At 32.8% G+C, this 21542-nt stretch carries 21 protein-coding genes and 1 pseudogene; 13 read left to right on the top strand and 9 right to left on the bottom strand.

Features of this window, described 5'->3' with window-relative positions:
- Window positions 1–224: 224 nt before the first annotated feature.
- The 10 genes and pseudogenes from FYJ81_RS06210 (at window position 225) to FYJ81_RS06165 (ending at window position 8673) form a co-directional block, all read left to right on the top strand.
- The gene (locus FYJ81_RS06210; RefSeq protein ID WP_154409462.1) at window positions 225–821 is read left to right on the top strand and encodes a YdeI/OmpD-associated family protein; all 597 of its coding nucleotides are present in this window, start codon (window positions 225–227) and stop codon (window positions 819–821) included.
- A 259-nt stretch (window positions 822–1080) separates the two neighbouring features.
- Window positions 1081–1641, top strand: coding sequence for a TetR/AcrR family transcriptional regulator (locus FYJ81_RS06205; protein WP_154409461.1), 561 nt, complete (start codon window positions 1081–1083; stop codon window positions 1639–1641).
- 180 nt (window positions 1642–1821) lie between these two features.
- Window positions 1822–2709 (top strand): 3-keto-5-aminohexanoate cleavage protein, encoded by an 888-nt coding sequence (locus FYJ81_RS06200; protein ID WP_107384093.1) that lies wholly within the window; start codon window positions 1822–1824, stop codon window positions 2707–2709.
- The gene (locus FYJ81_RS06195; RefSeq protein WP_154409460.1) at window positions 2709–3662 is read left to right on the top strand and encodes a 3-hydroxyacyl-CoA dehydrogenase NAD-binding domain-containing protein; all 954 of its coding nucleotides are present in this window, start codon (window positions 2709–2711) and stop codon (window positions 3660–3662) included. Before FYJ81_RS06200 ends, FYJ81_RS06195 begins: the two co-directional genes overlap by 1 nt.
- A 12-nt stretch (window positions 3663–3674) precedes the next feature.
- The gene (locus FYJ81_RS06190; RefSeq protein WP_119535460.1) at window positions 3675–4142 is read left to right on the top strand and encodes a thioesterase family protein; all 468 of its coding nucleotides are present in this window, start codon (window positions 3675–3677) and stop codon (window positions 4140–4142) included.
- Window positions 4143–4428: 286 nt separating this feature from the next.
- A pseudogene (locus FYJ81_RS06185) lies at window positions 4429–5612 on the top strand (betaine/proline/choline family ABC transporter ATP-binding protein).
- Window positions 5612–6247, top strand: coding sequence for an ABC transporter permease (locus FYJ81_RS06180; protein WP_107386342.1), 636 nt, complete (start codon window positions 5612–5614; stop codon window positions 6245–6247). Before FYJ81_RS06185 ends, FYJ81_RS06180 begins: the two are co-directional and overlap by 1 nt.
- A gap of 15 nt (window positions 6248–6262) precedes the next feature.
- A complete protein-coding gene (locus tag FYJ81_RS06175; protein ID WP_107386343.1) occupies window positions 6263–7204 on the top strand; it encodes an osmoprotectant ABC transporter substrate-binding protein in 942 nt (313 codons plus the stop codon).
- Window positions 7204–7896, top strand: a complete 693-nt coding sequence (locus FYJ81_RS06170) for an ABC transporter permease (RefSeq protein ID WP_107504613.1) — start codon at window positions 7204–7206, stop codon at window positions 7894–7896. The genes FYJ81_RS06175 and FYJ81_RS06170 overlap by 1 nt, the downstream gene beginning before the upstream one ends.
- Window positions 7897–7911: 15 nt before the next feature.
- Entirely contained in the window at window positions 7912–8673 is a 762-nt protein-coding gene (locus tag FYJ81_RS06165; protein WP_154409459.1) for an alpha/beta hydrolase, read from the top strand.
- Between the two features lie 225 nt (window positions 8674–8898).
- Here the strand turns inward: FYJ81_RS06165 and FYJ81_RS06160 are convergent, their stop codons facing one another.
- The 9 genes from FYJ81_RS06160 to FYJ81_RS06120 form a co-directional block, all read right to left on the bottom strand.
- Window positions 8899–9939, bottom strand: coding sequence for an acyl-CoA dehydrogenase family protein (locus FYJ81_RS06160; RefSeq protein ID WP_154409458.1), 1041 nt, complete (start codon window positions 9937–9939; stop codon window positions 8899–8901).
- Between the two features lie 13 nt (window positions 9940–9952).
- Entirely contained in the window at window positions 9953–10714 is a 762-nt protein-coding gene (locus FYJ81_RS06155; protein ID WP_154409457.1) for an ABC transporter permease, read from the bottom strand.
- Window positions 10715–10719: 5 nt separating this feature from the next.
- Window positions 10720–11679 (bottom strand): ABC transporter substrate-binding protein, encoded by a 960-nt coding sequence (locus tag FYJ81_RS06150; RefSeq protein ID WP_154409456.1) that lies wholly within the window; start codon window positions 11677–11679, stop codon window positions 10720–10722.
- 13 nt (window positions 11680–11692) lie between these two features.
- Window positions 11693–12433, bottom strand: a complete 741-nt coding sequence (locus tag FYJ81_RS06145; protein WP_107384082.1) for an ABC transporter ATP-binding protein — start codon at window positions 12431–12433, stop codon at window positions 11693–11695.
- 241 nt (window positions 12434–12674) lie between these two features.
- Window positions 12675–13187, bottom strand: a complete 513-nt coding sequence (locus tag FYJ81_RS06140; protein ID WP_107384788.1) for a DUF4242 domain-containing protein — start codon at window positions 13185–13187, stop codon at window positions 12675–12677.
- Window positions 13188–13511: 324 nt separating this feature from the next.
- Window positions 13512–14213, bottom strand: a complete 702-nt coding sequence (gene lrgB / locus FYJ81_RS06135) for an antiholin-like protein LrgB (RefSeq protein WP_107384789.1) — start codon at window positions 14211–14213, stop codon at window positions 13512–13514.
- The gene (gene lrgA, locus FYJ81_RS06130) at window positions 14210–14653 is read right to left on the bottom strand and encodes an antiholin-like murein hydrolase modulator LrgA (RefSeq protein WP_107384790.1); all 444 of its coding nucleotides are present in this window, start codon (window positions 14651–14653) and stop codon (window positions 14210–14212) included. The genes lrgB and lrgA overlap by 4 nt, the downstream gene beginning before the upstream one ends.
- A 120-nt stretch (window positions 14654–14773) precedes the next feature.
- Window positions 14774–15538: a response regulator transcription factor LytR gene (locus FYJ81_RS06125; RefSeq protein ID WP_107384791.1), complete on the bottom strand. Its 765-nt coding sequence runs from the start codon at window positions 15536–15538 to the stop codon at window positions 14774–14776.
- Entirely contained in the window at window positions 15535–17292 is a 1758-nt protein-coding gene (locus tag FYJ81_RS06120) for a sensor histidine kinase (protein ID WP_107384792.1), read from the bottom strand. The genes FYJ81_RS06125 and FYJ81_RS06120 overlap by 4 nt, the downstream gene beginning before the upstream one ends.
- 349 nt (window positions 17293–17641) lie before the next feature.
- Between FYJ81_RS06120 and FYJ81_RS06115 the strand changes: the two genes are divergently transcribed.
- The 3 genes from FYJ81_RS06115 to FYJ81_RS06105 all read left to right on the top strand — a co-directional run bounded on the left by FYJ81_RS06115 (window position 17642) and on the right by FYJ81_RS06105 (window position 21400).
- A complete protein-coding gene (locus FYJ81_RS06115; RefSeq protein ID WP_107504936.1) occupies window positions 17642–19033 on the top strand; it encodes an MFS transporter in 1392 nt (463 codons plus the stop codon).
- Window positions 19034–19264: 231 nt separating this feature from the next.
- The gene (locus FYJ81_RS06110) at window positions 19265–20860 is read left to right on the top strand and encodes a M20/M25/M40 family metallo-hydrolase (RefSeq protein WP_182474458.1); all 1596 of its coding nucleotides are present in this window, start codon (window positions 19265–19267) and stop codon (window positions 20858–20860) included.
- Between the two features lie 99 nt (window positions 20861–20959).
- Entirely contained in the window at window positions 20960–21400 is a 441-nt protein-coding gene (locus tag FYJ81_RS06105) for a DUF805 domain-containing protein (protein ID WP_107384795.1), read from the top strand.
- The last annotated feature ends 142 nt before the right edge of the window (window positions 21401–21542 follow it).

Genomic DNA, 21542 nt, shown 5'->3' with positions numbered 1-21542 from the left:
TTTTGAATTGTATTATTATGCTAGTGAATAGTTTTTATCAGGTACGAGTAAAAATGACGATAAATAATTGTTCTAATTTTAAAAGGGGATGAAGCAATATTTTAAATTCTGAAGAGCATCAAATCGTTTTATATTTTAGGAAATTAGGATATAACATAATATAAAAGAATGTATAGATTAAATGTATATGTTTATAGTAAAATTAAAATAAAAGGCGGTATGTTATGAGTGAATCAATTAAAAACGATAAAGTAGATGCGTTTATTGAGCGCTTAGATCAGTGGCAAGATGCATTTAAAGTACTAAGAAATATAATCAGTCAAACAGAATTAACAGAGGATTATAAATGGATGCACCCATGTTATACCTTGGACAATAAAAATATAGTTATCATTCAAGATTTTAAATATTATTGTGCATTATTATTCGAAAAAGGCGCTATTATGGAAGATCCATATCATATTTTAATCCAACAAACGAAAAATGTTCAAGCTGCTAGACAATTAAGATTTGAAAGTTTAGAAGAAATAGAACAACGTAAAGAGGAAATTGCTTGGTATGTTGAAGAAGCTATTAGAGTAGAAAAATCAGGTAAAAAAGTACCGATGAAAACGACGGAAGATTTCGATATGCCAGAAGAATTGAAAAATAAATTAGAAGCGTCGTCAGAGTTAAAAGAAGCATTTAATAATTTAACACCAGGAAGACAACGTCAGTATATGTTTTATATTGGTGATGCTAAACGTGCTTCAACAAGGGAAAATAGAGTCGAAAAATATATCAATCATATCTTAGAAGGTAAAGGCATGAATGATAAGTAGCCAATTTTAGCTATAGTGTAACTTAGGGTATCAATGACAACAAAAGTGCCTGTGATTATCAAAATCTTTTAAGCGTATTTTCAAAAAACTTGAAACATATTTTTGTTTAACCAAACCTTCGTATTTCTGTAAAAATGGACAAAACGTAGTTTGTAAAAATTATAATAATGTTGCAACTTTATCATTTATCGTTTATAGTTTGCTCGAATATAGAAATAGCAGATGAACAAAGTAATATTTTGTAAGAGAAGGTGTAGATATGGCAAGAGTGTCTAAGCGTATTCAACTATTAGAAGCAGCAGCGGCTATCGTAAATGAACAAGGTAGTGAGTATTTAACACTTGATGCAGTTGCTAAAAAAGCTGGTGTTAGTAAAGGCGGTTTACTGTATCATTTTAAAAATAAAATCGCATTGATACAAGGACTTGTGGATCATGCAGATGAGTTGTATCGAAATAATGTGAATGAACATGTTAAAAACGAGTCACAAGAAGTTGGCAAATTATTGCGCGCATTTATTGAAGCTACTAGAGAACACCGTTCAGAAAATGCATCAATTACTTCTGGCATGCTAGCTGCACAGGGTATAAATAGTAATTTATTGTTGCCGCTACAAGATACCTATAAAGATTGGCAAGATAAAATTGAAAATGATGGTATTGATAAAGTCGATGCAACAATTATACGATTAGCAGTGGATGGCTTGTGGTTATCGGAAATATTTGGATTAGATGCATTAGATGAAACAATGAGAGCAAAAGTTTTAGAACGATTAACATCTTACACAGAAAACAAGCAAATTGAATTAAGAGATGCATGAAAAAATTAAAATTATAAAAAAATAATTAAATTTCTAATTCGTTGAAAGCGTTGATAATATAGGGATAAGTGATGGTACATCATCACTTATCCCTTTTTTTTAGGTGTTTCAAGGGTTGAAACTAAACCGTCCGGTTGGTACACTATCAATTGTGATCAAAACTCTGTTGGAGGTTTATATATGAAAAAAGTTATGCTAACAGCAGCTTTAACAGGTGCTGGAGATACTGTAGAAAAAAATAAAAGTGTTCCTGTAACACCTCAAGAAATTGCAGATTCAGCAATTAAATGTGCAAAGGCAGGCGCTACTGTTGCACACATTCATGCGCGAGACCCAGAAACAGGCGGCATCAGCCATGATGTTGAATTCTTTAAAGAAGCAGTAAGATTAATAAGAGAAGCTGATGAAGATATTATTATTAACATTACTTCAGGTGGTGGCGGAGATTTTATTCCTAACCTTGAAGATCCATATACAGCAGGTGAAGGTTCAGATATGCAAACACCTGAAGAAAGACATGAAGCAATTGGCGCATTATTACCAGAAATGTGCACACTTGATTGTGGTAGTGTGAATATGGGTGACGCTGTTTACTTAAGTCCAGCTGATTGGTTAAGAAAACAAGCGCAATTAGTAAAAGATGCAGGTGTAAAGCCTGAATTAGAATGTTTTGATAGTGGACACATTTCATTTGCAAAACAATTAATTAACGAAGGTCTTATTGAAGGAGAACCAATGTTCCAATTCTGTCTCGGTATCCCATGGGGTGCTGAAAACGATGCAGAGACAATTGAATACTTTAAAACACGTATTCCTGAAAATGCACATTGGTCAGCATTTGGAATTGGAAGAATGCAATTACCAACTGTAGAAGAAGCGGCGAAACGTGGCGGAAATGTCCGTGTAGGTTTAGAAGATAACTTGTATTTATCAAAAGGCGTAAAAGCCTCTAATGAACAACTTGTTGAACGTGCAGTAGAAATATTAAAAGAATTAGATATCGAACCGATGACGCCAGCTGAAGCGCGTGAGCAATATCAACTTAGAGATCCAAAAGGAGGCAAATAATGAAATTTGCAGTTGTAGGTACAGGCGTTATAGGTAGTGGCTGGATTACGCGTATTTTAGCGCATGGGCACGAAGTAATCGCAACAGATCCAAGTGAAGGCGCTTATGAAAGAATGTTAAAACAAGTGAAACAAAATTGGCCATATGCTGAGCAATTAGGTTTAGCAGAGGGCGCGTCTTTAGATAATTTGTCGTTTACGGTAAGTTTAGAAGAAGCTGTTAAAGATGCAGATCATATTCAAGAAAACGTTCCAGAAATTGAAGATCTGAAAGCACAGGTATTAACAGAAATCGATACCTATGCCCGTCAGGATGCCATTATTGGTTCTAGTACTTCTGGTATTATGCCTTCAGAATTACAACAAAATTTAAAACATCCTGAACGTTTAGTTGTTGCACATCCGTTCCATCCTGTATACATTTTACCATTAGTTGAGATTGTGCCTGGTAAACAAACAGCTGAAGCTGTCACAGTAAAAGCAGAAAAAGTATACGAAAGTATTGGTATGGATGTACTACATGTCAGACATGAAATTGAAGGACACATAGCGGATAGATTGATGGAAGCGTTATGGAGAGAATCTCTACACATCGTTAATGAAGGAATAGCGACTACTGAAGAAGTAGATAAAGCATTTACACATGCAGCAGGACTACGCTATGCACAATACGGACCATTTATGACATTCCATCTTGCTGGAGGAGAAGGCGGCATGCGCCATATGTTAAAACAATTTGGTCCAGCATTGAAAAAACCATGGACAAAATTAATTGCGCCTGAATTAACACAGGATTTATATGACAGTGTAGTAAATGGGTGTGAAACAGCTTCCCAAGGACAAACAATGTCAGAACTAGACCAAAAACGTAATGAATTCCTAGTTAAAGTGAAAAAGTTAGCAGAAGGATATTGGCCTGAAGATACTGCATCGATGAAAAAAAGTTCTAAATAAATGGAGGATCATATGTCTCAATTTCAATATCAAACCACGGTTAAAGATATTTGGGTAGATCATAATCAGCACATGAATGATGCTGAGTATAATCGAGTATTTAGTGATGCTACAGATGCGTGGCTGGCATCATTAGGTTTAGATATTAATACAATTAAAAAATTGAATTATACAGTGTTCACTTTAGAAAATCATGTGGTGTATTTAAAAGAAATAAACGTAGATGAACTTATTACTGTCAACGTAAGCTTATATGATTATGATACCAAGCGTTTGCATGTTTTTATGACTTTAGTAGATGCTCAAAATAACCGTTGCGCAACATATGAAGTAATGCTTATGGGAATGGACACTACAATAGGAAGACCAGCAGCTTTCCCTGAACAAATAAAAAATGCTATAGATGATTATGCTAAAGTTGGAACGATTCATGAAGCGCCAAAAGAATTAGGTCGATTAATTGGCATAAAACGAAAATAATATTTTTGAAACATTGTTTTGAGCTATTGAATTGATAATTAATTTCAATAGTTTAATTAACAAAACTTGCGGTTATAAATTGTTTATTTTCATTTGTTGAGTTATCTTAATATATAGGATGAAAAAATTAGTCAAAATTGATATTTTTGACCAATACATGAATAAAGTAGGGCTAGTTGTGCTACATGTTTTTACTTATTTTCGGATTTGTATAACATCCACAGTTAGCCCTATATTTATAAATGAAATATTAAATGAAAATACAAATATAGAAAGGAATTAACACATGTTAAGTATAAAAAACTTATCTAAAGTCTATGGTGGAACAAAAAAAGCCGTAGATAATATTTCATTGGAAATCGAATCTGGTGAATTTATTGCATTTATCGGTACAAGTGGGAGTGGGAAGACCACTGCTTTAAGAATGTAAATAGAATGATTGAAGCTACGGAAGGTGAAATTGCAATCAACGGTAAAAATGTTCGCAAAATGAATGCCGTTGAATTACGTAGAAAAATTGGTTATGTGATACAACAAATTGGATTAATGCCTCATATGACAATTAAAGAGAATATAGTCTTAGTACCTAAATTATTAAAATGGTCTGATGAAAAGAAAGAGAAAAAAGCTAAAGAATTGATAAAATTAGTAGATTTACCAGAAGAATACTTAGATAGATATCCTTCACAACTGTCTGGAGGACAGCAACAACGTATTGGTGTTGTGCGTGCTTTAGCAGCTGAACAAGACGTCATTTTAATGGATGAACCATTTGGTGCGCTAGATCCAATTACGAGAGATACATTACAAGATTTAGTTAAAGAACTGCAACAAAAATTAGGTAAAACATTTATTTTTGTCACACATGATATGGATGAAGCGATTAAATTGGCAGATAAAATTTGTATTATGTCTGAAGGAAAAGTCGTTCAATTTGATACACCAGATAATATTTTACGTCATCCTGCAAACGATTTCGTACGTGATTTTATCGGTCAAAACAGATTAATCCAAGATAGACCAAATATGAGAACTGTAAAAGATGCAATGATACGACCAGTAACCGTTCATGCGGATAATTCATTAAATGAAGCGGTTAAAATTATGAGAGATCGACGTGTCGATACATTATTTGTCGTTGGTAATAATGATAGATTACTTGGATATTTAGACATAGAAGATATTAACCAAGGTTTGCGTGCTCATAAAGAACTCATTGATACGATGCAGCGTGATATATACAGAGTAAGAGTAGATAGTAAATTACAAGATACAGTGCGTACCATCTTAAAACGAAATGTAAGAAATGTACCAGTTGTAGATAGTGATGAAGAGACATTGATTGGACTAGTTACGAGAGCAAACTTAGTCGATATCGTTTACGATAGTATTTGGGGCGAATTAGATGAAAATGTCAGTGCACAAAAAAATGCTATTGTTGAGCCCGATAATGTAGGAGCTGATAAGTAATGAAAGACTTTGTAGAGCAGTATGGTGGGCAACTGATATCGAAAACAGTTGAACATTTCTATATCTCAATCATCGCTTTGTTAATTGCTATCGTCATCGCTGTACCATTAGGTATTTTATTATCAAAAATGAAAAGAACATCTAATGTTGTGCTGACCATTGCTGGTGTGTTACAAACGATACCAACATTAGCAGTATTGGCAGTAATGATTCCAATTTTTGGTGTGGGTAAATTACCTGCAATTGTAGCATTATTTATTTATGTATTATTACCAATATTAAACAATACTGTATTAGGTGTACAAAACATAGATGACAACATTAAAGAAGCAGGCACAAGTATGGGTATGACACGCTTTCAATTAATGAAAGATGTGGAATTACCGTTAGCCTTACCGCTTATATTAGGAGGTATTCGTTTATCTTCTGTTTACGTAATTAGTTGGGCAACTTTAGCCAGTTATGTAGGCGCAGGCGGTTTAGGTGACTTTGTATTTAATGGATTAAACTTGTATGACCCACTAATGATTGTAAGTGCAGCAGTATTAGTTACTGCTTTGGCGTTAATCGTAGATTTCTTACTATCACTGGTAGAAAGATGGGCTGTACCTAAGGGATTAAAAGTATCCAGATAATTTGAGGAGGACATTATGAAGAAATTGAAACAATATGCTATTGTGCTTGTGTTGTGTCTGACGGTCTTATCTGGATGTAGTTTACCGGGATTAGGTGGCAACAGTTCAGAACAAGATGTCAAAATCACAGCACTTGCAACAAGTGAATCACAAATTATGTCTCATATGCTGAGACTATTAATAGAACACGATACAAATGGCAAAATTAAGCCAACATTAATTAATAATTTAGGATCGAGTACGATTCAGCACAATGCATTAGTAAATGGTGACGCGAATATGTCAGGTGCTAGGTATAATGGCACAGATTTAACTGGTGCGTTAAATGAAGATCCGATTAAAGACCCTAAAAAAGCTATGAAAGCAACTCAAGATGGTTTCCAAAAAAAATTCGATCAAACGTTCTTTAACTCTTATGGTTTTGCTAACACTTATGCGTTTATGGTCACTAAAGAAACAGCAGAAAAATATAATTTAGAAACTGTATCTGATTTGAAAAAACATCCAGAACTTAAACTTGGTGTAGATAGTTCTTGGCTAAACCGTGAAGGTGACGGTTATCCTGGATTTACAAAAGAATATGGTTTTAAGTTTGATACTATCAGACCAATGCAAATTGGTTTAGTATATGATGCATTAAACTCTAATAATTTAGATGTAGCTGTAGGTTATTCAACAGATGGGCGTATTGCAGCATATGACTTAAAAGTATTAAAAGACGATAAACAGTTTTTCCCACCATATGATGCGAGTGCAGTTGCTACGAATGAATTGTTAGATAAACATCCAGAGTTAAAACCAATCATCAATAAACTAGACAAAAAAGTTTCGACATCTGAAATGCAAAAACTTAATTATCAAGCAGATGGTGAAGGACAAGAACCAGCAGTAGTTGCTGAGAACTTCTTAAAAGAACATAATTATTTTGAAAATGATAAGAAAGGTGGTCAAAGCTAATGGAAGGTAATTTATTACAACAATTAGTAGAATATTATTCAGTCAACTATGGCTACCTTTGGGATTTATTTTTAAAACATTTATTAATGTCTGTTTATGGTGTGTTATTTGCATCTATTGTTGGTATTCCAATTGGTATCCTGATTGCACGATATAGTAAATTTTCTGGCGTTATTATTACCATCGCTAATATTATTCAAACCGTTCCAGTTATTGCAATGTTAGCGATACTCATGCTCGTTATGGGATTGGGTACCACTACGGTCGTAGTAACAGTATTTTTATATGCACTATTACCGATCATAAAAAATACCTATACAGGTATCATGGGTGTTGATGCGAATATTAAAGATGCTGGTAAAGGTATGGGTATGACGCGAAACCAAGTGCTAAGAATGATTGAGTTACCTTTATCACTCTCTGTAATATTGGGTGGATTAAGAATAGCACTTGTTGTTGCAATTGGAGTTGTAGCAGTCGGTTCATTTATTGGTGCACCTACATTAGGTGACATCGTTATCCGAGGTACAAATGCTACAGATGGTACAACATTTATTTTAGCTGGTGCGATTCCAATCGCATTAATTGCTATCATTATTGATGTAGGTTTAAGATTATTGGAAAAACGTTTAGACCCATCGCATAAAGCAGAAAAAAGAAGTAAACAAAAACCACAAAGTATTAATGAATAGAAGGTCGTGAAATCATTGGCATTATTATCGATTAATTATAATTCAAAAACAATAGGTATGCATCATCATTTTATGGTGATTCTTCCAGAAGATGAAAGTTATTTCAAAAAAAGTACGCAACCTAAGCCATTAAAAACGCTTTTATTACTACATGGATTATCCAGTGATGAAACTTCATATATGCGTTATACAAGTATCGAGCGCTATGCGAATGAACATCAACTTGCAGTTATTATGCCTAATGCAGATCACAGTGGTTATAGTAATATGGTTTTTGGTCATAAGTATTATGACTATGTATTAGAAGTACTTGATTATGCGCATCAAATTTTACCTCTGTCACAAAAGAGAGAAGATAATTTTATCGCAGGTCATTCTATGGGTGGTTATGGAACGATTAAGTTTGCATTAGCTAAAGGACATCGATTTGCTAAAGCTTGTCCCTTATCGGCTGTATTTGATGCTCAGGCGTTTATGGATTATGATTGGTACGATTATTCCGGAGAAGCTATTGCAGGCGTCTCTAAAAACGCAACAGATAATGAACTGGATCCGTATTATTTGGTTGATCAGGCTATTCAACAAGATAAAAAGATACCAGATTTATTAATCATGTGTGGTACAGAAGATGCGCTACATGAAGATAATAAAAAATTCATTAAATATCTAGATGAAAAGCAAATTTCATATTGTTTTGAGGATGGACCTGGTGAGCATGATTATGCTTATTGGGACTTTGCCATTAAACGTGTTATGGACTGGTTAGTTAAAGCATAGTATATGGTAAATAACATCTTTAAATAATGAATAAAATCAGAACGATGAAATCAGTTTAAATATAAAAAGGGCTAATCCACTTGATAGGGATTAGCCCTTTTGTACTGTACTAGGTGATTAATTTGTAATATTGTCGTATTTTTGATGTAGTCATTTGTTTTTGAAAAGCATAGATAACTATAATAAATCTGCTGCTTCGATTTTTTGATTTTTCTATATATACGTTTACTGAGCTGTAGTGCGGTATTCTTCCTCTAATTTTCCTAAATGTCTCAATGTAGGTGTAAGTGCTGCAAAAAAGAATCCTTCTTTTAATTTACGTGCTTGTGGTGCACGTGGAGAGTATGCTCTAGAACCACCGTTGACCATTGAAGCTTGGTTTACTTCTAATAATAGATAACCAGCTTCTTTTTTAATTTTGATCAGTTGGGCAAAATCATCGTCCAGATGATTGTTGTCAATAATATGATAAAATGCGCTTTTAAGTTGTTTATATTGTTGTTCATATGCATTGATATCAAATTCTAAATATTTATTGATGCCATTTTGTGCGTCGGAAAATTTATGAATTAAATCTAACGAATCTCTGATTGAGCCGAGTGCTATAGGAATTTGTAAAGCTACAAATTGTGGTCGAATAGCAGAAGCAAAGCTTTTAGCTTCTTTTGTTATAATTTGTGATTCAGGAATCTCTACGTTATTCATTTCAATAGAAAACGTAGCTGACCCATTGACACCTAAGAAATTTGATTTTTCATCTAAAGTAATACCTTCTTGGTTGGCTTTTACAATAAGCATGACTAATTCATCTGTATCATTTGCCTTAGAAATTGCTCCGAAATAATGATCGGACGCAATATTACTTATTGCAGGCAATTTACCATTAATAATTAATGTATTGTCATCATAATGATGTGATAAATTAAATGATTCCAAATCGTTGAAAGATTTCATAGGGTTAGATAAACCTGTTGCTCCTAAAATTTCTCCATTTAACAACTGTTTTTGTAAAGTTTTATTTAAATGTGGTTGATTTGCGTTTTGTAAATATGTTGAAAAAGCTAATTGGCACCATAAACAAAAGCCTGTAGTTAAACAAGATTTTGAGACTTCCTCAATAACTTCTGAGTTGTTTTTTAAGTCATTTTCAGAAAAATAGCCATCTTTAAATAAACCTTGAATAAATGGTCTTGGGTAATAACTTCCCTCGTCAATTTCAATAACATAGGGATCTAATTCTGTTTCAATACGTTTTTGTAAAGTCATATAAATTACTCCTTTATTCTCCAAATCTAATTAAAATTAATTTTTCTAAATAACTAATAATTCTATCTATAATAAATCCAAAGAGTCCAATAAAGAAAATAGCTGATAATACATCTTCTAAATTTAACATATTGCGTGCATCTACGATTAAAAATCCTAGACCAGATTGGGCTCCAATCATTTCACCTGAAACTAAGAAAATCCAACTTGTTCCCACTGCCATGTGAATACCAGCCATAATATGTTTAAATGAAGCGGGGAATAAGATGTTACGGTACAATGTCCACCCAGTTAAATTCATATTTGATGCTATTTTTAAGTATTGAGGCTCAACATTTCTAACGCCTTTAATCGTACTAAATACGATCGGGAAAAAAGCAGCGATAAAGATGATAGCCATTGCTGGTAAACTTCCAATGCCAAACCATAAAACGACAAATGGTGACCAAGCAATAGGTGAAATAGGTCGTATAAGTTGAAATAATGGTTCTATTGCAGTGTGCAATAAACTACTGCGTCCTAAAAGAAAACCTGTCGGAACACCAATTAAAATTGCGATACTAAATCCAACGAAGAATCGAAACAAACTGATGCCCAAGTGTGTGAATATTTCCCCGGTAATAATAAAATGCCAAATACTCTGTGCTACTAAGATCGGCCCTGGAAGTAGTATAGGTTTATAATTCCCAACCCAAATGACGCATTGCCAAATAAATAAGAAAAGTATGAATGTTAGTATAGGTAAAATTTGCTTTTTAATTAAATTGACTGACATGCTGCCTATGCCTCCTTATATAATGTTGGATCAACGAATGATTTATACGATGGTGTTTTAAATAACTGATGTTGGTTAACCAAATGTGTAATTTCTTGATAACCATCTTTTTTAATAGATAAATCTCCATATGCTGTCCATTCTGCAGATTGTGTCAATACTTTTTTGTCTTGTTTAAAGTGTTTAGACATAATATCAACGCTTTTTGATTTATCATCCATTTGATATCCAGCTTTTTTATAATCAGCCATAAAACTTTGAGCAACATGTTTTTGATTTTTTATTAGGTCAGTTCTAAGTACTAAAGCACAACAGTATGCATCGGGAATCACTTCATTACCATGTTTTAAAGTTTTTCCACTGCCCAACTTTTCTCCTAATGCGCCGAAAGGTTCAGCCACAGAATATCCAGAGATTCTATGTTCATTAAGTGCAGCTGGCATTTCTGCTGGAGCCATTTCATGATAACTGAATGTTTGATTATTTAAATTTAATTGTTTTCTCATTTCTTCCAATAATAAGTAATGTGTTGAATAACGATGGGGGATAGCAAAACGATATTGACTCCCATTATTAAAGTCATTCACTGTTTCACCTTTTTGTCCCATAATGACATTACCTTCATGATGTCCTAGCGCAACTGCTTTAATATCGGCACCTTTTTGTTTGGATTTCATAGCTAATTCTATCAAAGTTGATGCGCCATCAATCCTTCCGCTATTTAATGCATCCATAAGATCTGGCCAATTATTAAACTTAATTAATTTTAATTTGTAACCATTATGTTTGGCTTGTGCTTTTACTTTTTGAGTCATCATTAAGTTAGCAGAATGTGTAATTGGCAAGTAACCAATTTTTAATGTCTTTTGATCTTGACCATGGTTATTATTCTTCTGAACAGATTGATTACTACATGCACTTAATATAAGGATTATAATTATTGGAAAGATGATTATTTTTTTCAATAGTTACAACTCCTTATATGTAATATTCGGGTTCTGCTTGATGATGATTTAATGCGAATTTTTCCATAATGTTATTTCTTAATGTTAATAAATAACTATCATTTCTATTTCTCGGATGTGATTGTTCAATTGAATATTGGCTTATAATATTACAACCATCTCCGAGTAAGATAATGTGGTCAGAAAGATAAATGGCTTCATCGATGTCATGCGTAACTAGAATTATCGTAGCTGTAGAACGTTTTTGGAGTTGTACAAGTTGATCTTGTAATTTATAACGTGTAAAAGCATCAAGTGCGCCTAATGGTTCATCCATCAATATGACTTTTGGTTGATGTACCTGGGCACGACAAAGTGCCACACGTTGTTTCATTCCTCCAGATAATTGCTCAGGAAATGTCTTCCCTTTATGATCTAAATCAACATATTTTAAATAATTATTGATTTCATCATCACTAATTTCATGATTTAATCCTAAACGAATATTGTCATTTATATTTTTCCAAGGTAGTAAATTATGATGTTGAAAAATCATTAAACAGTCAGGTGATGGATTTTGCTTTAATTGATCTTCAATTGTAACAGTGCCTGATGAAGGTGTTAAAAAACCGCCTATAATGTTCAACATGGTAGACTTACCACAACCACTTTTACCTAGAAAAGTTATTATTTTGCCTTTTTCAATATTTAAATTGAAATCATCGATTACACGATGGTCTCCAAATTGATGTTGGATGTGATTAATGCGAATCATGACAACACCTCTATTATTCCTATCTATTTAGTAAGTTTTTTGATAAAAAAAAGAGCGGTAGAAATCTAAAATGTATCATTTGATTTCATATTGCCGCTCCTTGAATAGTCTTAAGGTGATTTATAAGTTTGATCAAATCATCAGTTCAAATTGGTATGACTGTTTTCATTGATACTTATAAATAACTTTTGCTAACTAAATCTGCGCAATTATAAATTTTAATTATAAAGAAAAGATTTAGTTATAATTTTTCAATATCGTCAATAGGTGTATCTACAGCTTTTCTTGCACGACGAACGGCATCTTCATCAGGTGCATCATATAAGCAGATACATTTTGACATATCTTCACATACATAAGTACGTTGGAATTGAACTTCAGGTACTTCTTCATAGTGGACAGAATTTTTCTTTTTACGCGCTAAATATTGGTCCATTGTAATACCTTCTGGGATATTCCACGTAACTAGGTAATCAACATGTGCATCGCCTTTTTTAACTTCTTCTAAATCTTTACCTACTAAGCGAACTTCTTTAACTAAATTAATATTGATAGATGCATCTTCAAGAAATTGTTTAGCTTCTGTGTCATTGTTAGCTTCTACAATAAAATAACCGTGTGTTAAGTCTTCTGTTGCTTGAACTTCAATCAATGTTGGTACTTCACCTGTAGTAAGTTTTGCTGCTTTATCTTCTAAGTCTTTTTTAGACTTTGCGAAATCAAGATTATTTGCTTCGAGTAAATATAATGTCATTTAATAGAACCTCCAATGTTAATAATAAATGTATAATACAATAATTCTTATCAAAATACAAGGATATAAAAGTATATTATTTTAATTTTCTGATAATTGTTTAAAATATTATTCTATGAATAGGACACTTTACAATGAGTTTGAACGGGTGTGTACATTAAATGTAGTAGACACAACTGAAGTGAAATAGTAGGGGGGAACGAGTAACTAAGTTTTGTAAAACTAAAGAAAACGTCAATTTTCTATATTTATAATAGAAATTGACGTTTAACATTTAGCTCGACTTGTTTATGTTTCAAGCGTTTTTAGTTTTGAGCTTAGATATTATAGTAAAACTGTTGCTAAAATTGGTGCGACAACGACTACGATAACACCTACGATTACAAGTGAAATAGAGGCCATTGAAGCTTCTGTCTCACCAAATTCTTGTGCGGATGACACTCCTAATGAATGACCACTTGTACCAAGTGCTAGTCCACGAGCAATAGGGTTTGTAATGTTAAATAACTTAATGAGTTTGGAACCTAAAGCATAGATAATGACACCATTTAAGATAACTGCTAGTGATGTTAATTCTTTGATACCACCAATATCAGCTGATACTGGTAATGCAATGGCAGTTGTAGCACCTTGTGGTAACATAGATGCAATGATTTCATTTGAAAATTGGAAAGCATTTGCAATGAAATAGATAAATACCAACGCAGCTGTTGTTCCAAAAGCAATGCCACCAAGTATCTGTTTCCAATATTTCTTAAGTACATCGCGTCGTTTATATAATGGAATTGCAAAACAGATAGTTGCAGGTTCTAAAAAGAAATTGATAATGTCGCCACCGATTTTATAATTGGCATAGTCTATGCCTGTTAATTTTAGGAAAGCAATACCAAAGACCATGCTAACAAATAATGGGGTGAATAAAAAGAAGCCATTTGTCTTCTTGAATAAAATCGTCGCTATGATAAAAGGTATAATTGATAATAAAATTCCGAAATAAGGTGTGTTAATGCCCAAATGATCTATCATAATTTTTCCTCCGCTAACTGATTAGGTTTTCTTTTCTTAGGTATAAATGATTTCGTAATTAGCATTTGTGAGAAAAATCCTGTGCATAGTAATAACAAGATTGTAGAAATGATAATTAGTAATATAATCAGAATAGGACTCTGACTTAATACGCCTAATGAATTAATAACTGATATACCTGCAGGTACAAATAAGAAACCAATATTATTTGTTAGCGTCGTACCAACTTTTTCAACTTCCCCAAGTTTAACAATCCCTGTACATAATGCAATAAATAATAAGACTAGACCTATCACTGATGCTGGCATAGGAATAGGCATAAAACTTTCGATGATATTTGATAAAAGCATGATGATTGCCAACACTAGTACTTGATGAAAAAAGTTATATGTTTTTGAATGGTTTGGCTGTTTCTCAGCTTGTTTTATGTTTGTTTCCATATTGTATTTCCTCCCGAATTAATCTTGAGTTAATTATAATATGAAAACGGTTACTGATAGTCGTTTTAAAGGTGAATTACGAAACGTATATGCTGAGTTGCATTAATTACGACGTGACACTCAAATTAATCCCATATCTTGCTTGAATGTTTTCATATATGAACGACTAACTTGGAATTTTAATGCATTTGTCATAGTGAGTTGGTAGGTATAGTTAAACCAATGTTCAATTGTTTGTATGTGTACTTTATTAACAAGAGTGGCACGGTGAATTCTCATAAACAAAGGGTTTGCAATTTTTTTCTCGTAATGATTAAGTGGCTCAGTTGTATGATAATTTTCTTGTAAGGTATTGATTGTGGTAATACCGTTATTGACAGAAATAGCAATAATATCTTCTAAATTAATGATATGAATACGCTCATCTACTTCAATAGGTAATACCATTTGTGATGTTGGTGCATTATCTTTTTGTGTGTCATTTGGATGCTGAATCACTTCAGTTGCTTGTTTGTAACTGTCATGATCTAGTGCAATTTCAACTTTGTGAATAGCTTGGGCAATACGTTTTTGTTCGAATGGCTTTAAAATATAATCCGTTGCATCTAGTTCAAATGCTTTAACAGCGAAAGTATCATGCGCTGTAGCAAATATAATATGTGGTGGGTTTTGCATTTTATTAATTTTATTAGCTAAATCTAGTCCACTCTCTTCCATTAAATTAATATCTAAAAAGATTACATCATAATGATCATAAAGTAAGAGTTCTAATGTCTCTGAAACATTTTCTGCTTCATTGATTACCTCAAAGGTACGAATTTCATTTAATAAGTAATGTAGTTCGTTACGCGCTAAAGGTTCATCATCTACAATAATTGCTCTCAATGTTTATCTTCCTCTCTTATATAAAATGGAATTATATAACTCACGTTAGTACCGTCTTTGCTAGAATGAATATGCATTTTAGCCGTAATGCCAAACAAGCCTTCTAATCTGTGGTTTAAATTTTCTAATGCGCTACCTGTGCCTAAATCCGAATAAACACGTGTTTTGCCTATGTTATTAATTTTATCATCCGGGATGCCTGAGCCATTATCTTCAACTGATATATATAATCCATCTTCTGTTTTATAAGCAGTTACGATAATACGATTGTTATATTTACGATTTTTAAAGGCATGTTTGATTGCATTTTCTATAAGTATTTGTATCGCAAATGGTGGAACAAGCGCACCATAACATGAGTCTTCAATATTAAATGAAACATCAAAACGATCTGGATAACGTGCTTGTTCAAGTGATAAATAAGCCTCGACTTGTTGTAATTCCTTCTCAAGTGAAATGGTATTATTCCGTGCACCTTGCAAATTTGAACGGAAAAATTGACTGAGTTGTAACAGTAATTTTCTCGCCTTTTCACTATCAATTCTGACTAAGGCAGAAATTGTGTTGATGGCATTGAAAAAGAAGTGTGGATTTACTTGTGCTTGTAGTGATTTGATTTCAGCATCTCTAACCAAAGCACTTTGTGTTTCAGCTTGTCCTAATTCAAGTTGACTAGAAAAAATCTCTGCAAGACCAGAAGCTAATTGTTTATCGGAATGAGAAACATCATGCTTATTTGTAAAATATAGTTTTAAAGTTCCAACAACATCATTCTTAACGCTTAGTGGAACGACAATGGCTGCTTCGAGTGGGCATTCAGGGTGATTACAACCAATATCTTCCCTTGAATATGCTTCTTTTAAAGTACCTGCTTGAATTGCTTGTTTAGAAAGATTAGTAATGATTTGTTTTTGCGCAACATGATGATCACTCGCCGCACCCACATGCGTTAATATATCTTTTCGATTGGTGATAGCTACTGCCGAAACACGCATAAGATTTAAAATAATGGTAGCTGCTTGTTTGGCAGAATGTTCATTTAATCCTGACCGGAAAAATGGTAATGTTTCATTTGCTAGTTGTAGGACATCATGTGTTTGTATTGCGCGTGTTTCTTCTTCTTGCTTAATTGTTGATAATATAATTGATAAAAAAATTGCAGTTCCGATTGAGTTGATTGAAATCATAGGTAAAGCAATGAGTTTAACTAAAGACCAAGCATGCTCTGTATTATCAGAAAAAATTAAGATACAAATCATTTGAATAACTTCTGTAGTACCGCCAATGATCGTACCTTTAACAATAGTAGGATACTGTCGTGCACGCATTGCTCTATAACCAAAATAACCTGATACTAGTGCGATAAATATAGATGAAATTAGATAGATATAAGCATCTGCACCACCAATATAAACACGGTAAATGCCTGAAATCATTGCTACAAAAATAGCAACGAATGGTCCTCCAATTAAACCTGAAACGCCGATAGTAAGCACGCGCGTATTTGCGAGAGAAGCTTCAGGATCTAAATGATTATAGACACTGCCATTAACGACTTCATTACCGTTAATTTGTATGCCTGTAAAGTTTGAAATCATAGAGAAACATCCGAAGATAATGATGAGTTGCCATTGCGAACTTCGTTTATCTCTTTGGTTCATCATTGTTTTAAAATGATTAATATTCATTAATATATAAGCGATAATAATAATAAGACCTACACGTTCTAGTAATAAAATAAATAAATTTAACATCTCATACACCTTTATAGATAATTTGTCTATCTAGTATAATACATATATTTGATAATGCATTAATTATTCTTTTAGAAAGGATTAGAAATTTTAAAAGGTGTCAATATATTTTGTGGAATAATCAAAAAAAGACACTTAATACACTTTGCGTGCTGTTTTTTAGCAATAAATTGAAGTAAATGTTATTTTTATCTTATTGACTTTTTCAAAAAAATATTTTGAATTTTAAAAAGTCATATTTACTATGTAATCATTATTATAAGGCAAGAGGAAATGTTTTGAAGCTTGAAGCGTTAAATCATTGATAATGATTATAGTTGTTTCACGGGGATTTAGGAGGCAAAATTATATGGAATCAGAACAACCATTTGAAGGAGATAACAGACTTCTTTTAGGTATTTTTTTAAGCGTAATAACATTTTGGTTGTTTGCTCAATCGCTCGTTAATATCGTTCCCGCATTAGAATCATCTTTCTCAACTAGTTATGGAACAATTAATGTAGCTGTAAGTTTAACCGCACTTTTATGTGGTTTGTTTGTTGTAGGTTCAGGAGGTCTTGCTGATCGGTACGGTAGAGTTAAAATGACTTATATCGGTTTGACTTTAAGCGTTCTCGGATCATTACTTATTATCATCCCGGGATTTGTCCCTTTACTTGTACTTGGGAGAGCAATACAGGGATTATCTGCGGCATGTATCATGCCTTCAACATTAGCAATTATAAATGAATACTATATTGGAAGAAGGCGACAACGCGCGTTAAGTTATTGGTCTATTGGTTCATGGGGTGGTACTGGCATTTGCTCATTCTTTGGTGGTATCATGGCTACATTTGTTGGATGGAGATCTATATTTATTATTTCGATAATGGTAGCTTTAGTGTCTATGTATTTAATAAAACACACACCAGAAACAAAAGCAGTTCAAACTGAGTCATCAAAGCGTGCCAAATTTGATTTTGTAGGGCTAATTATATTAATAGTTGCAATGCTGAGTGTCAATTTAATCATTACACAATCTTCAAATTATGGTTTCTTTTCGCCACTTATTTTGATGTTAATTGTGATATTCATCATTTCAATTATTGTATTTGTATTATTTGAAAACAAAGTTAAAAACCCTTTGATAGATTTTAAACTTTTTAAACACAAAGCATACAGTGGTGCTACAGTTTCAAACTTTTTATTAAATGCTGTAGCAGGGACACTTATTGTTGCGAATACTTATTTTCAATCAGGATTACATTTCACATCGTTTCAATCAGGGATGATGACCATTACTTATTTAATAGCTGTTTTAATCATGATTCGCGTTGGAGAAAAGATTCTTCAGGAGGTAGGTCCTAAAAAACCTATGCTTATTGGTGCAGGACTTAATGCGATAGGTATTCTATTAATCTCTTTCACATTTTTACCAACGCCTGTTTATGTTATCAGTTGTGTGTTAGGTTACTTAATTTATGGTGTAGGCTTAGGTATGTATGCAACACCTTCAACAGATACAGCTGTTACTACTGCGCCGGAAGATAAGGTAGGTGTCGCATCAGGCGTATATAAAATGGCATCTTCACTTGGTAACTCATTTGGAGTAGCAATTTCAGGTACAATATTTTCTATTATGTCTACTAGCGCTAATATTCATGTTGGTGCCATGTATGGACTATGGTTTAATGCTGCACTAGCAATCATTGCATTTATATTTGTATGGATATTAGTTCCGAAAAAACAATTCAACAATTAGTATATAGTAATAAGATTTATGAAATTAATAACAAAATGAAATGCATCCTTAATGCCAGGTTAAATCTCTAGCATTGAAGGGTGCATTTTTAAATTGGTCTATAAGTCATAAACCAGAGGAATAAACGCTAATAGTATGAGTAAGTTAGTACGGAATATATAGTGATATTATTGGTTATCATTAGAAAATCATATTATAATTTAGTAAACGCTTACAAGGAGGTTTGGATTGATGCAAACTTTATGGCAAAATGAACAAAACCGTTTAGCTTTACTAAAACAACTTGTAAATCACCAAACAATTACGAATACACAGGGAGAAAAAACATTTCCGAATCTGGTAAAGCAACTGTTATTACAGCTTGATTATTTTAAGACTAACCCTAAGCAAATACAAAAAATATTGACGGATGATGATAAAGAAGCACTAATAGCCTTTTATCATGGTTCTCAATCAGGTAAAACCATTGTACTCGTAAGTCATTATGATACGGTTGGCATATCAGAATTTGGTTTAGCTCATGATTTAGCTTGTAATCCTGACAAATTAGAACAATACTTTTTAGAAAATCAAAACTATTTGGATGAAGGCGCAGTGCAAGACCTACACAGTGGAGACTATTTATTTGGTCGAGGCATCATGGATATGAAAGCAGGTCTCATGCTACATATGTCTTTAATTGAATTAGCATCGATTGAGCAATGGGATATTAATCTTATTTTAGTTACGGTTCCAGACGAGGAAGTAAATTCTTCTGGTATGAGAAAAGCAGTAGAAAAATTAGCGGAATTAAATGCTACTTACGATTTGGATATACAATTACATTTGAATAGTGAACCTACTTTTCAGCAAGCTGCATCGGATGAAAAACATTATATATACTCTGGCTCAATTGGTAAAATCATGCCAGCAGTACTGTGTTATGGAAAAGAAACACATGTTGGCCATCCTCTTGAAGGGATGAGTGCTAACTTTATGATGAGCTATATTACACAAGCAGTAGAGTATAATACACAGTTAAAAGAGTATTTTGAAAATGAATCCACTCCAGTACCTGTTACATTAATGATGAAAGATATTAAAGATACATATGATGTACAAACGCCATTTAAAACTATAGGATTATTTAATTTCTTTTTATTCAATAAAACGCCTAAAGATGTTTTTAGAGAATTTATAAATACAGTCATCACTGCTGTTGATCGTTGTGAATCAGATTGGTTGTCTGTATTAGAGGCAGAGGATTACCAATTTGATAAAAAAATTAATGTTTTGACATATGAGCAACTTAAGCAATACGCCATCAAAAAATATGGTGAGAAAACAATAGTTAATATTATAGATCAAACATTACAAGAAACGCCAGAGTTGCATTTGCAGAATATTCATATTGCCGATAAGTTGATGCAAATATGTAAAAATATTGCTCCTGCTGTAGTGACATTTTTTGCCTCACCTTATTATCCTGCTGTCAATGCTTCATATGACAAACGCGTAGCATCAACTATATCATTAGTGAAACATACATTAAACGAGCAATTTCAACGTAGCAGTGAACAAGTTCATTATTTTAATGGTATCAGTGATACAAGTTATCTAAAGTTTGATGGGGATATGGAACAGATGGCTATATATGAACAAAATACACCTAATTACAATCGAACTTATGTCATTCCTTTTAAGTCAATAAAAACCATCAGTGCACCTACATTGTTGATAGGGCCAATCGGTAAAGACGCACATAAATTGAGTGAGCGATTGCATAAGCAGAGCGCATTAATAGAATTGCCTGTAGTACTAGAAAAAGTTGTTAAATCATATATTTAAAGTAGATAAATAGTTACTACTTGTTAGAGGGTGAGTTATTACGCTATTATGAATTATAAATGTTAAAATAACCTTAATTGAAAAAATGGAGTGTCAAATATGATAGAGGCGTACAAAGAATTTTGGAAAAAATATATAGATTTTCAAAGTAAATCTAATAGATTAGAGTTCTGGACACCAGTACTGATTCATATTGTTAGTATATTTATAGTAGCTATTATTGGTGTTATTGCTTTTATTTCAGGTGCTTTTATTGTTGCTACAATTTTGTCAGTATTGGTTGGGATTTTTGTGTTGGCGATGATTATACCAATGTTTGCTGTAACTTTGCGACGGTTTTATGATGCAGGAAGAAGAAGAACTTCTGCCATTATTCTTATTGCTGTGTCCATTATTGTAAACATTTCATTTGATATGATTCAAATCAATAGTATCGCTATTATACTGAATGTGATTGCATGGATTTGTACGATTATACTAATTATTGAAACATTACTACCTTCTCGTAGTGAAGCGGATGCTAACTTAAAATGGTTATAGCATTTTAAATTCGGATGAACAAATGAGAAATAAATATTTATATGTATAATTTATGGTAGTATCCAAAAGTTTAATGTGATAGTGGAGAAATAAGTTGAGGTTGAATACGCTTGTTTTAATAAAATTAAATCAATATAAAACT

The organism is Staphylococcus sp. McC-251-APC-3A2 (assembly GCF_009695665.1).
Taxonomy (GTDB): domain Bacteria; phylum Bacillota; class Bacilli; order Staphylococcales; family Staphylococcaceae; genus Staphylococcus; species Staphylococcus cohnii.
This window is presented reverse-complemented; position numbering and strand designations above follow the sequence as displayed.

Bases quoted from the DNA above. Each gene is read 5' to 3' on its own strand.
- FYJ81_RS06210 (WP_154409462.1), top strand. From the start codon at position 225: ATGAGTGAATCAATTAAAAACGATAAAGTAGATGCGTTTATTGAGCGC.
- FYJ81_RS06205 (WP_154409461.1), top strand. From the start codon at position 1,081: ATGGCAAGAGTGTCTAAGCGTATTCAACTATTAGAAGCAGCAGCGGCT.
- FYJ81_RS06200 (WP_107384093.1), top strand. From the start codon at position 1,822: ATGAAAAAAGTTATGCTAACAGCAGCTTTAACAGGTGCTGGAGATACT.
- FYJ81_RS06195 (WP_154409460.1), top strand. From the start codon at position 2,709: ATGAAATTTGCAGTTGTAGGTACAGGCGTTATAGGTAGTGGCTGGATT.
- FYJ81_RS06190 (WP_119535460.1), top strand. From the start codon at position 3,675: ATGTCTCAATTTCAATATCAAACCACGGTTAAAGATATTTGGGTAGAT.
- FYJ81_RS06180 (WP_107386342.1), top strand. From the start codon at position 5,612: ATGAAAGACTTTGTAGAGCAGTATGGTGGGCAACTGATATCGAAAACA.
- FYJ81_RS06175 (WP_107386343.1), top strand. From the start codon at position 6,263: ATGAAGAAATTGAAACAATATGCTATTGTGCTTGTGTTGTGTCTGACG.
- FYJ81_RS06170 (WP_107504613.1), top strand. From the start codon at position 7,204: ATGGAAGGTAATTTATTACAACAATTAGTAGAATATTATTCAGTCAAC.
- FYJ81_RS06160 (WP_154409458.1), bottom strand. From the start codon at position 9,939: ATGACTTTACAAAAACGTATTGAAACAGAATTAGATCCCTATGTTATT.
- FYJ81_RS06155 (WP_154409457.1), bottom strand. From the start codon at position 10,714: ATGTCAGTCAATTTAATTAAAAAGCAAATTTTACCTATACTAACATTC.
- FYJ81_RS06145 (WP_107384082.1), bottom strand. From the start codon at position 12,433: ATGATTCGCATTAATCACATCCAACATCAATTTGGAGACCATCGTGTA.
- FYJ81_RS06140 (WP_107384788.1), bottom strand. From the start codon at position 13,187: ATGACATTATATTTACTCGAAGCAAATAATCTTGATTTCGCAAAGTCT.
- lrgB (WP_107384789.1), bottom strand. From the start codon at position 14,213: ATGATAGATCATTTGGGCATTAACACACCTTATTTCGGAATTTTATTA.
- lrgA (WP_107384790.1), bottom strand. From the start codon at position 14,653: ATGGAAACAAACATAAAACAAGCTGAGAAACAGCCAAACCATTCAAAA.
- FYJ81_RS06120 (WP_107384792.1), bottom strand. From the start codon at position 17,292: ATGTTAAATTTATTTATTTTATTACTAGAACGTGTAGGTCTTATTATT.
- FYJ81_RS06115 (WP_107504936.1), top strand. From the start codon at position 17,642: ATGGAATCAGAACAACCATTTGAAGGAGATAACAGACTTCTTTTAGGT.
- FYJ81_RS06110 (WP_182474458.1), top strand. From the start codon at position 19,265: ATGCAAACTTTATGGCAAAATGAACAAAACCGTTTAGCTTTACTAAAA.
- FYJ81_RS06105 (WP_107384795.1), top strand. From the start codon at position 20,960: ATGATAGAGGCGTACAAAGAATTTTGGAAAAAATATATAGATTTTCAA.